This is a genomic window from Streptosporangium sp. NPDC005286 (genome assembly GCF_040607515.1).
Lineage (GTDB): Bacteria > Actinomycetota > Actinomycetes > Streptosporangiales > Streptosporangiaceae > Streptosporangium.
The window spans coordinates 26,244-37,240 of sequence record NZ_JBEXGU010000085.1 but is presented as its reverse complement, the minus strand read 5'-3'; the positions used below and the strand labels follow the sequence as shown (position 1 = coordinate 37,240).

General features: G+C 71.0%; 9 protein-coding genes and 1 riboswitch. Of the genes, 3 read left to right on the top strand and 6 right to left on the bottom strand.

Going from position 1 to position 10,997, the window contains the following annotated elements:
- The coding region (locus ABZU75_RS27215) for a DUF664 domain-containing protein (protein ID WP_355559850.1) at window positions 1-612 on the top strand (612 nt) is incomplete at its 5' end.
- On the opposite strand, the gene ABZU75_RS27210 is transcribed toward ABZU75_RS27215, so the two are convergent.
- The 3 genes from ABZU75_RS27210 to ABZU75_RS27200 form a co-directional block, all read right to left on the bottom strand.
- Window positions 600-1,310, bottom strand: coding sequence for a CHAP domain-containing protein (locus ABZU75_RS27210; protein ID WP_355559847.1), 711 nt, complete (start codon window positions 1,308-1,310; stop codon window positions 600-602). The two genes, ABZU75_RS27215 and ABZU75_RS27210, sit on opposite strands and share 13 nt — an antisense overlap.
- Window positions 1,311-1,328: 18 nt before the next feature.
- Window positions 1,329-1,467: riboswitch (cyclic di-AMP (ydaO/yuaA leader) on the bottom strand.
- A 493-nt stretch (window positions 1,468-1,960) separates the two neighbouring features.
- Complete coding sequence (locus tag ABZU75_RS27205) at window positions 1,961-2,539, bottom strand: TetR/AcrR family transcriptional regulator (RefSeq protein WP_355559844.1); 579 nt, start codon at window positions 2,537-2,539, stop codon at window positions 1,961-1,963.
- A gap of 18 nt (window positions 2,540-2,557) precedes the next feature.
- The gene (locus ABZU75_RS27200) at window positions 2,558-3,436 is read right to left on the bottom strand and encodes an oxidoreductase (protein ID WP_355559841.1); all 879 of its coding nucleotides are present in this window, start codon (window positions 3,434-3,436) and stop codon (window positions 2,558-2,560) included.
- A gap of 209 nt (window positions 3,437-3,645) precedes the next feature.
- Here ABZU75_RS27200 and ABZU75_RS27195 point away from each other — a divergent pair, with 209 nt between their 5' ends.
- Complete coding sequence (locus ABZU75_RS27195; RefSeq protein ID WP_355559838.1) at window positions 3,646-4,614, top strand: hypothetical protein; 969 nt, start codon at window positions 3,646-3,648, stop codon at window positions 4,612-4,614.
- Window positions 4,615-4,751: 137 nt separating this feature from the next.
- Complete coding sequence (locus tag ABZU75_RS27190) at window positions 4,752-5,936, top strand: DUF6716 putative glycosyltransferase (RefSeq protein ID WP_355559836.1); 1,185 nt, start codon at window positions 4,752-4,754, stop codon at window positions 5,934-5,936.
- Between the two features lie 372 nt (window positions 5,937-6,308).
- Here ABZU75_RS27190 and ABZU75_RS27185 read toward each other — a convergent pair whose 3' ends face one another.
- The 3 genes from ABZU75_RS27185 to ABZU75_RS27175 all read right to left on the bottom strand — a co-directional run bounded on the left by ABZU75_RS27185 (window position 6,309) and on the right by ABZU75_RS27175 (window position 10,955).
- Window positions 6,309-7,613 (bottom strand): polysialyltransferase family glycosyltransferase, encoded by a 1,305-nt coding sequence (locus ABZU75_RS27185; protein ID WP_355559833.1) that lies wholly within the window; start codon window positions 7,611-7,613, stop codon window positions 6,309-6,311.
- A complete protein-coding gene (locus ABZU75_RS27180; RefSeq protein ID WP_355559830.1) occupies window positions 7,610-8,539 on the bottom strand; it encodes a glycosyltransferase family 2 protein in 930 nt (309 codons plus the stop codon). Before ABZU75_RS27180 ends, ABZU75_RS27185 begins: the two co-directional genes overlap by 4 nt.
- A gap of 337 nt (window positions 8,540-8,876) precedes the next feature.
- Window positions 8,877-10,955, bottom strand: a complete 2,079-nt coding sequence (locus ABZU75_RS27175; RefSeq protein ID WP_355559827.1) for an N-acetylneuraminate synthase family protein — start codon at window positions 10,953-10,955, stop codon at window positions 8,877-8,879.
- Window positions 10,956-10,997 lie beyond the last annotated feature (42 nt).

The window sequence follows — 10,997 nt, the reverse complement described above, 5'->3', positions numbered from 1 at the left end:
TCGGCCACCGCCACGTTCGCATGCTCCAGAGAGCGGACGGCTACGGCTACGCAACCCATTCAGAAACGCGGCACCGTGCCGCGTTTCCTCCCCCGTCTGAAGGCGGGGGTCTCCACGCTGGAGGTAACCGATGAAATCGCGGGCCTGACCGCCGAGCAGTTCGGAGAAAAGACCGTACCCCCTCGGAGCCGGTCCCTGCTCGGGCTGGTCCGGCACATGGGCGTGGTCGAGCGAAGCCGGTTCCGGAACGTGCTGAACGGAGAGAACCGCCGGAACCTCTGGCGGACCCCGGAATCCGGCGAGCACCCCGAATCCGACGTCGATGGAGCCGGTGTCGATGAGGCGTTCAGGGCCTGGGATGAGGAGTGCGCACACTCTCGCGGCATCGTGGATGCCACCGGGTCGCTGGACGTCACCGCGAAAGGGGCACCACGGTGGGACGATCGATGCGAAGGAGTCGCGAAGGCGGCCGGGGGAACGCCGTCAGGGGCGCCGCTCGAGCGAGCGGCGCCCCTGGGCGAGTGCGGATCGGCCCGCGTTCACCGGCGGGGGTGCCGGGTGCCCGCCCCATGGGGGATGGCGCGGGCGGCGGGTGTGGATCAGTTGGCGTAGACGGGGTAGCCGTAGCCGACGACCTGGGAGACGGGCCGGATGCGCTGCTCGACGTTGCCGTTGCCGGTGTTGCCCTCGATCGTGGTGATCGTGCCGTCTCCGTTGTCCTTCTTCACGAAGCCGACGTGGTCGATGCCGTCGAGGCTCTTGCCGCCGGCCCAGTCGAAGTAGACGACGGCGCCGGGAGTGGGGGTGGTGCCCCAGTGATGGTTGTTCTTGAACCACTTGGCGTGGGTGACGGTGTAGGCGTCCCAGCCCATCGTGGGCCGGATGCCGGCCATCTCGCCGACCCAGGAGACGAACATCGCGCACCAGGGGGCGTTGGCGTAGCCCTGGACGGTGCCGCCGTCACGGGCGACGGTCTCCTTGGCGCGCGGGGAGGACATGTACCACGAGTGGAACTTGGTCCCGCCGCCCTGGGAGTTCTCGCGGACGCCGATCTGCTTGGAGGCGAGGTCCAGGACCTGCGCGGCGGAGACCTTGGGCAGCCTCTGGGCCGCGATCTCGAGCGGGGTGCTCGCGGGCTTGTGCTGCGAGACCTCGGAGATCTTCGCGTCGGCGGGCGGGTTAAGAGCGGTGTGGCTGTCGGCCAGGGCTGCGGAGCCCACGGAGCCGGTCGCCAGGACGACACAGGCGCCCAGGAGGGCGCTCGCCACGCGGGGGGCGCTGAAGGTGGGGGTGAGGCGGTGCTTGGTCATAGCGGGGTTCGACTCCTTGCTTCGCTTCCATGCCGCCTACCGGGTTAGCTGACGGGTTCGGGCTGGGAAGTGCCCTACGGCGCGAGAACGCGCTGATTCACCCCAGGAACGTGGTTCCCCGGTTCCGCAGACTTCGCGGATTCGGCGGCCGTGCTCACCGCGGGCGGAGGGGTTCCGCCCAGGTGGAACACGGTCGGGCAATGTGACGGCAATGCTTAGATCTATACAGACCCAGACATTTGCCATGAACAGGACGAACGTACGTCACTCGGACAGACGATTACAAGTAGGACACATTGCCCTGACTTGGTGATACGTCCAAGTCGCGGGGGTATGGCGGGGGGTCGCTTGGCCTGGGAAGGAGGCGGGTCACACCCGTTCTCCGGCCGGTCGGGGCGGGCGGGGTCGCGGCCCCGTCGCGGGCGGGATCCCCTGTTTCCTCGGCGATCCAGCCGTGTGGTACCCGCCGGTGGATCGCCTGGCCCGGGATGGTATGGCATGATCGGGAGGCTCGCCGGTAAGGGTGTCAGGCCTTAACTTTTTGCAACAAATATTCGATGGTAAAAAGTGCGGAGCGGATGCGTCCCGCTCCCCCGGAAGGCCCGAACGAGGTTCGGCGGCTCAGGGGCCCGTCGGCGGCAGGGCGGGCCTCAGCTCTCTTGGCCGGACCAGGATCGGAACAGCGGGAGCAGGAACCGGTCGACCGTGTCCTCGACGAACTCCCGATCCAGTGGCTTACCGGTGAAGAGCAGCCGGTACCACACCAGCGCCTCGGTGGCCTTCCTGAGTTCCGCGGGGTCCACCGGCCCTGGCAGCTCGCCGCGCTCCCTGGCGCGTTCCAGCAGCGGGACGGTGCCGGTGATGTCGGGGCGGGGCACGTTGTCGCGCAGGGCGGAGGCCAGTTCGGGGGAGGTGAGGAACGCCGGAAACAGGCCGAAGATCATCGCCTGTTTCCGTTCCAGTATCCGGCAGAACCCGTCCACGACCCCGATCAGGTCCCCGCGCATCGACCCGGTGTCGGGCGGCGGCACGACGTCGATCTCAAGGTGGTTGCAGATCAGATCCACGACCAGCGCCTCCTTGCCCGCCCAGCGACGGTAGATCGTGGCCTTGCTCGCGCTGGCCCGCCTGGCGATCTGGTCGATGGACATCCGGTCGTATCCGACCTCGGACAGCAGGCCGGCCGTCGCGTCGAGGATCGCCCGCTCCCGAGTGGGGTCGAGACGCAAGGTGCCTCCGGTGGTTCGCTAGTGCTGGCGGATCTCCCCGAATCGTACGCCGGTCAGCGCCTCGGACCTCTCCCAGAGCCTCGCCGCCACCGACTCGTCCAGTGCCTTCGGCGAGGGGCGCAGCACTTTCGGCCCCGGGCCGATGTACTGCCCGCCTCTCGCCTCGGGAGAGGTGGCCGCGTACAGGGACGGCCTGGCGCCCTTGGCGACCGGCTGTGCCACCAGGCGCATCAGCGCGTTGAAGGGGCGGGTGAGGGCGCCCGGCTTCAGAATGCCGGTGGCGGTCATGCCCGGGTGGGCCGCCAGGCTCAGCAGCGCCGCCCCCGAGGCGTCGGCGCGGCGCTGCAACTCCACGGCGAACAGCAGGTTGGCCAGCTTGGAACGGCTGTACGCGGAGAACATGCCGTACCCGCGTTCCAGCCCCAGGTTCTCGAAGTCGATCGCGCCGAGGGAGTGTGCGTCGCTGGAGACCGTGACCACCCGGGCCGCGGAGGCGGCCAGCAGGCGTGGCATCAGCAGGCCGGTCAGGGCGAAGTGCCCCAGGTGGTTGACGCCGAACTGGGTCTCGAAGCCGTCGGCGGTGGTCCGCCGGGACATCGGGCCCGCCCCGGCGTTGTTGACCAGCAGCTCCAGCGGTCCGTCGACGGTGTCCGCGAAGGCGCGTACCGAGCGGAGGTCGGCCAGGTCGAGCGCTCTCACCTCGGCCGTCGCCCCCGGCGCCGCCGCCCTGACCGCCTCCAGCGCGGCCCGGCCCCTGTCCGGGTCGCGTGCCGTCATGACGACCCTGGCACCGTGCCTGGCCAGCTCCAGTGCCGTCGGTACGCCGATGCCGCCGCTCGCCCCGGTGACCACGGCGGTGGAGCCGGTCAGGTCGGGAATCTCATCGGGTGTCCACATGCTCACTCCTCCGTGGTGTACGAAACGGTTCCGTACACCACGATAAAGATCGAAAAGACCGCGCGCAAGCACGCGTGGGCGGCTGTTCATCCGTGGTTCCCCGGCGCTTAAGGCCACCGGGTTAGCTTGGGTCAGTCGTGAACGGGTCATCACCCGGCGTGGAGGACGGTCGAGACCACGCGCGGGATCAGGGTTCGGCCATCGCCTGGGTGGAATCCCCGCTGCAGATGCTCTGCGCCGTGGAGGCCCACCACGCGGGGCTGCTCGGTGCCCGCAGCCACCTCGTGCCCAGGGCGAGGCTCCGCCCCCTGGCCGCCACCGGGCGCGAGCTCGGGCGCCTCACCCTGCCGCCGGGCCTGGAGCTCACCGCCGCGCGGCCGGACATGCCCAGGCCGCACCGGGGCGTGACCTGGGCGGTGGGCGACGCCTTCTCCGGCAAGGTCCAGTTCCGCTGGCTCACCGGGCGCCCCGGCCGTATCGTGATCGTCGACGACGGGCTGGCCACCATCAGGCTCCTGGAGCTGCTCGTCGGCCACGCGGGTACGCCCCTGCTGAGGGCCCGGGGGAAGGTGGGACGGCTCAGAACCGCCCTCGGCGCGGCGGCCGGACTCAGGTTGCGCGCCGCGGCCCGCTCGGGGCGGCTGTCGATCTTCACAGCGCTGCCCGTTCCCGCGGACCTGGCGAAGGCCGTACGGGCGAGAGGGGCCGAGCTGATCACCCACGACTTCGCCTGGCTGCGGTCGCAGCCGCTGCGCGTGCCCCGTCCCAAGGAGCTCACGGTCGTCCTCGGCACCTCGCTGGTCCGCAACGGCCTGATCCACCGCGACCACTACCTCGGCTGGCTGGCCGCTCTCGGCTCGGCCGGGCCGGTGGCCTACTTCCCGCACCGCAGGGAGGACCCCCACGATCTCGCCAGGGTCGGGGAGCAGCCCGGGATCACCGTCTACGGCGGCGGGATCCCCGCCGAGATGACCCTGCGCGGGCTGGCCGCCGGGCAGCGGGTACTGAGCCTGCCGTCCACCGCGGTCACCTCCCTGCGGGTCCTGCTCTCGGCCAGGGGCGTCCCGGTCGAGACGGTGGACGTCCCGGACGAGTGGTGGACGGTGGAGGCGGCCCCCTCGCTCCGCTCCCACCTGTCGATGTTCGCCCATCACGACACGGGAGCCACCGGGGCATGACCTCGTGACCTCGTGACCCCGCGGCCGGAGGCCGGTGGCGTGCCGCCCCGGGATGCGAGCCGCGCCGGGTCCGCCCATGTGAAATCGGATATGAAGCGGGGGATCCCCGTTGGAGGTTCTCGTTGAAGGTCCTGGCCGTGGCCGACTCTGACTCCTACCTGAAGTGGGCGGCCTGCCTGCTGCGGGACCTGCCCTCGGGATGCACGAGGGAGCTGGCGGTCATCCGCACCCCCATCACCCCGTCCCCGGCGCAGATCAGTGCCGCGGTCGCGGGCTCGGCGGCGGATCCGCCGGTGCTCTCGGCCCGCGCGTTGCGCCGGGCCGCCGAGCGGCTCGGGCCCGACGTGGTGCTCGCCGCCTGCACGGGGCCCGTGGTGGACGTGCTGGTCGGCGAGGTGCTGGCCGGGTTGCGGCCACGGCCGGTGTTCGTCTCGGGCCTGCCTGGCATCTCCGTCCCCGCCACCGAGAAGGCCTGGCTGTTTCGCAGCGGATGCGAGCTGTTCGTGCTGCACAGCGGGCGGGAGGTCGAGGAGTTCTCGGCGATGGGCCGCGAGCTGGGCGGGGGCGGCCAGGTGGGGCTGGCCCGGCTGCCGTTTCTGCGAGGCCAGGAGGAGGTCGCCCGCATCGGGCCGCGGGACCGGGTGGTGTTCGCCACCCAGGCCAAGGTGCCCAAGCGGAGACAGGAGCGCGAGAGCATCCTGCTGGCCCTGGCCGAACTGGCCGGGCGACGGCCGGATCTGGACGTCGTCGTCAAGCTCCGTGCCCTGGACGGCGAGCGGCAGACCCACAATGAGCGCCACCACTACCAGCGCCTGTGGCAGTCGCTCGTGGAGGAGGGCAGGGTGCGCGCCGGGGCCGTGCGCTTCGCGGTGGGGCCCATGCACGAGCACCTGGCCCACGCGGCCGGGTTCGTCACCGTCAGCTCGACCGCCGCGCTGGAGGCGATCGCCCAGAAGGTGCCCCTGCTGGTGCTGTCGGACTTCGGGGTGGGTGCCGAGATGATCAACCTGGTCTTCGAGGACAGCGGCCTGCTCGGCACCCTCGACGATCTTTCCGCGGGGCGCTTCCTGGACCCGGACGACGGCTGGTGCAGGGACAACTACTTCCATCCCGGTGACGAGAGCGACTGGGTCTCGCGGATGGTCTCCCTGGTCGGGCAGGCACGCTCGGGACGCCTCGTCCCCGCCAAGTCCCTGCTCGACGGCCCCGAGTACGCCGCCGCCCGCCGTCGCGCCCGGATGCGCGTGGAGGTCCCGCCGAACGTGCTGCGCATCGGCTACCGCGCCAAGCGCCGGATGCGCCGCTACCTGAGCCGTCCGTAATGCTCCGCCCCTCAGGCCGGAGGGGAAACGGACTCTCCCGCGTGGCGGGGCAGGGAACGCTGATTCGCCGTTAACGGCGAATCAGCGCATGCCGGCGTGACCGCGTCAGGTACCGCTGGATGAGCGGGAACGGAACCGGAAGGGTTCGCAAGCCTGTGGAGACCCGACAAGGCCACCCCGATGGCGCGGGTCGACGAGGCAGGAAGCCGCAGAGGTGCCGCACACGCGGTACTCATGCCCAAGAGCGCGTCGACTCAGGGCGCTGGGCCGGCACTCGCGCCCCGCCTCCGGACCGGAGGAGAGGGCGCGGCACGGGGGACGCGGGGCGATCCGCCGTTTCCCGCCCGTGCCGTGCCGCTGTGGCCGCCCGGCTCAGGGAAAGGTTCTCGACAGGCGGCTGCGGAGCCTGCCCAGGGGGCTCCGCTCCCGGGGGGCGCCGGCCGGAGCGCCGGCCGATGCGGTGGTGGCCGGGGTAGCGATCAGGTCCAGGGCGGCGAGCCGCCGGTGCTTGAAGTAGCGGTCGGGGCCGCAGGCCTGGAGATAGGCCGCGGCCTGCTCGCGCAGCCCCGGATGCGCCTCGCTCCGCATGCAGTAGCCGACCGCGCCCACCAGGGCGGAGACGTCCACCGGCGGGGGCTCCCACAGCGAACCGTCCGTCGACAGGCGGGGCAGCAGGGCGTCGGTGATGGTCGCCGGGATCCGGTTGCTGTTCTCGTACGGGGAGAGCCGCTCCAGGATCAGCTTGCCGCCCACCGTCGCCACCGGGAGCCCGAAGTACCGCCCGGCGGTGATCAGAGCGGTGGAGAAGCAGCCGACCACGAGCTCGGGCCCGAGGGTGGCGAAGCACGACTCCGCCGGGACGGTCTCCGCCACCACGTCCAGCTCGACGCCCAGCTCGGCGGCCGTCTCGCGCAGCCGCTGGGCATGCCGCCGCCCGGCGGCCGGGTGCGGTTTGAACAGCACGCGCGAAAACCCCCGGGCGACGAGGCCGCGCAGCATGTCGGCGTGGAGCTCCGCCTCCTCCTCGGAGGTGACGATGCCGAGGGCGGACAGGTACTGGCCGAGGATCATCGCCCGGCCCGAGGGCGGATCATCGGCCCGGTGGCCGACCACGTCGAGGAAGGCCCGGTCGGGAAGGGGTTCGGCGGGCACCCCGTACTCGGAGAGCAGCAGCGGCCGAAGACCGGGCACCAGGTCGAGGTGGAGCAGGCGGGTGATCCGCCCGTAGATCTCCTGCGGCAGCGGGTCGCGGGTCGGGCCGTAGCTCATCAGACCGTCGGAGTAGACCGAGATCGGGCAGTCCCTGACCAGTCCGGCCAGCGTCCTGGCAGGGGGGACCGCGACGGATTCCAGAACCAGCTCGGCGGGCCCGGCTCCCAGGGACAGGTGCGAGCGGAGCAGGCGGCCCAGCATCGGCACCTCGACGACGCGTGCCTTCCAGTCCGATGGATGCAGCGGGGCCAGGATCTCGTTCCACGAGTGGATCTCGTCGAAGCGCGGGCGCAGCGTGGCGAAGCCCGGGGTCTCGTCCAGAGCCGGGGTGATCTCCGGGATGGCCGCGTTGTTGGAGACCAGCAGGATCCGGCGCCCCTGGCGGGGGCCGAAACGGCCGTCGTCGATCGCCGCCGCCAGCGTCATCGCGCCGAACAGGGTCGAGGCGTAGAACAGCTGCGTCATCGGCGCTCCAGGAGGTCGAGCAGGATCTGATCGCGTTCGGGGTCCAGGGCGGTCCCGGCGAGCAGGTCGGCGGGGAACCGCCTCAGTGTCGTGGCACCGCGCTCCTCGAAGCGGGCTCGAAGCTCGGGGGAGAGGCGCTCGCCCAGCTCCAGGTGGTGGGCCAGCAACGCGCGGAAGGTGCGCACCGCCTTGGGCATGAACTCCTCCTCCAGGTCCGCGAAGACCAGGTCGAAGGCGTCGAAGAAGTGCAGTTGCCTGGCGTCGCCGGTCTGTGTCAGCGAGCCCGCCACCATCCGCCGGTAGAACAGCCCGGCCAGTGACACCACCGCGAACGAACCCGCGTCGCGGTGCAGCCGCCAGATCCACGGCCTGTCCTCGGCGGTGTGCAGGTGCCCCGGGAAGGTCAGCAGGTCGCCGAGGTCCCGGCGGTAGATCCCCGCCCAGGCGTACGGGTAGTCCACCATGGTCCTGGCGTGATCGGGCAGGATGTGGTCGCGCGGCTTCAGCACCACCTCGCGGGTGGCGAGCGGCGCCCGGTGGATCGTCCGCTTGCGGCCCTCCGCCTGTACGTGGTCGACCCGGACGAAGTCGCAGTCCAGCCGCTCGATCGCGCCGACCAGGTCCCCGAGATATCCCGGCGCGAGCCAGTCGTCGCCGTCCATGAACGTCAGGTAGCGGCCGGAGGCGAGGGAGATCCCGAGGTTACGCGCGTCGGCCAGTCCGACCGGCGCGTCGTTGCGGACCACCACCAGACCGGGCAGATCACGGCAGAAGTCCTCGACGATCTGCCCGGTCGCGTCCACCGACCCGTCGTCCACCACGATGAACTCGAAGTCCCGCCGCGCGTTCCTGGCCAGCGACGCCAAGGCGTCCCCGACGTAGCTCTCCGCGTCCCGCACCGGAACCACCACCGACAACTTGATCAACTTCGCCCTCCCATCCCCAGTTCAGACGACCCAACCAAGAACCCTCACGTCGACCACCCTCACCTTCCCCCCGACGGGACTACCCATGAGGCCGCGCCGGCGACTGGACCAAGAAGCACCCTGGGGACGTGCCCCGTACTCCGTCCCCGAGGGACTACCCGTGAGGCCGCGCCGACGACTGGGCTGAGGAGCGAAGGGTTCCCGACGCAGAAGCCCTGCGTCGTCCCCCTCACTTTCCCCTTGACGGGGACTACCCGTGAGGCCGCGCCGGCGACTGGACTGAGGAGTGAAGGAGCCGGGTAAGAGCGGCCGAACCGCGACGCGCCAGCGTCGCAATTCATACAGTGATGCGGCGGAGGCGGGACTTGGGGGCCTGCTCGCCGGGGAAGACCCGCTTGACGCCGTCGCCCAGGGCGGTCTCGATGATGCGGATGTCGCGGACCAGGTGCTCAAGCCCGGAGGGCTCCAGCGAGGCGGCGTGGTCGGAGCCCCACATGGTGCGGTCGAGCGTGATGTGCCGTTCCACGGTCACCGCCCCCAGGGTCACCGCGGCGAGCGAGATCTGCAGGCCGCGCTCGTGGCCCGAGTAGCCGACCGGCACGCCGTACCGCTCCTGGAGTGTGGTGATCGTGCGGAGGTTGGCCTCCTCGGGGGGGAGGGGGTAGGTGGAGGTGGCGTGCATCAGCACCAGCTTGGAGGTGCCGAGAAGCTCCACCGCCTGGTCGATCTCCTCCAGCGTGGACATGCCGGTGGACAGGATGATCGGCTTGCCGGTCGCGGCGAGCGCGCGGAGCAGTTCCAGGTCGGTCACGCTCGCCGAGGCGACCTTGTGGGTGACCACGTCCATGGACTCCAGGAACTCAACGGACGGCACGTCCCACGGCGAGGCGAACCAGTGCAGGCCCCGCTTCTGGCAGTGCTCGGCGATCTGGGAGTACTCCTCCAGGCCGAACTCGGTCCTGAGCTTGTACTCCATGTAGGTCATCTCGCCCCACGGCGTCTGCCGGATCTGGTCGCGCTGCTCCAGCGGCACGCAGATCTCCGGCGTGCGCTTCTGGAACTTGACGGCCTGACAGCCCGCCTCGGCCGCCACGTCGATGAGCCGGCGCGCGATGTCCAGGTCGCCGTTGTGGTTGATGCCGATCTCACCGATCACGTAGACCGGCTGTCCGGCGCCGATCAGCGCGTCGCCGATCTGGACGGGCCTGGCGACCGGGGCGAGCCTCAGCTCGGCGCGGGGCGCGGTCCCTCCGGTGACCTTCTCGTCCGCCGGGCGGGCCGCGAGGACCCGGTCGCACAGCTCCCGTACGGCCCCGGCCCCGCCGGGCCTGGTCAGCACGGTCCTGGCGGCGGCGCGGACCTTCGGGTGGGCGTCGGGGACGGTGACGGGCCAGCCGACGTCGCTCATCGGGCCCAGGTCGTTGACGTCGTTGCCGACGTAGGCGACGCGGGTCGGGTCGATTCCCTCGATGGCCAGCCAGTCGCGCAGCACGGTCCGCTTGTCGGTCAGGCCCTGCAGGACGGGCACGCCGAGCTTGCGGGCGCGGGCCGCGACCACCGGGTTGTGCTCGGTGGACATGATCATCAATTTGACGCCGGAGCGGCGCAGCAGTGAGATGCCCATGCCGTCGGAGCGGCTGACCGCGACCATCTCGCGGCCGTCCTGGTCGACGTAGGCGCGGTCGTCGGTGTGCACGCCGTCGAAGTCGGTGATCACCGCGTCCACGTCGATCGGCTCGGGCCGGTCCACGAACGGTGCCAGCGCCCGTACGATCTCCAGATCCTCGGGGGTGTCCACCTCGACGGCGTGGTGCGGGGAGACCCGCTGCACGGCGACGGCGCCGAAGAAGCGGTGGCCGTGCTCGCGCAGACCCTCGGCGCGCATCACGTAGAAGGCGCCGGTCTCGCGGAACTGCGGTTCGCGGTCCTGGCGGCGCGGCCGGTGGGAGGGGTCGTGGTTGACGCCCGCGCCGTTCACGCTCCACAGGAACTCGTGCGTCTCCAGCCCGGAGAACACCACGTCGGCGCTGCCGTCCAGGACCTTGGCAATGGCGCCGTCCAGATCGGCGGGGTCGATAAACGCGCTGGTGCACTGCACCAGGATGACCACGTCGGGGACGTCGGGGGTGTGGTCGAGCGCGTGGAGCACCGCGGACTCGCTGGAGGCGGTCCCGCCGCTCAGCTCTTCCGGCCGGTCGATCACGGTCGCGCCCGCGGCGCGGGCCACCTCGGCGATCCCGGCGTGGTCGGTGCTGACCACGACCTCGTCGACCAGCTTGGCCCGCACACAGGCCCGTACCGCGCGGGCGACCAGGGGACTGCCGCCCACCGGGGCCAGGTTCTTCAGGGGAACGCCCACCGAACCTCCGCGGGCGGGGACAACGGCCAGGACTCGCAAGGTGGCTCCTCGTGACATGCGACAAACGCCCCTGAACTGGGGTGTTTGACGAACGCTAGT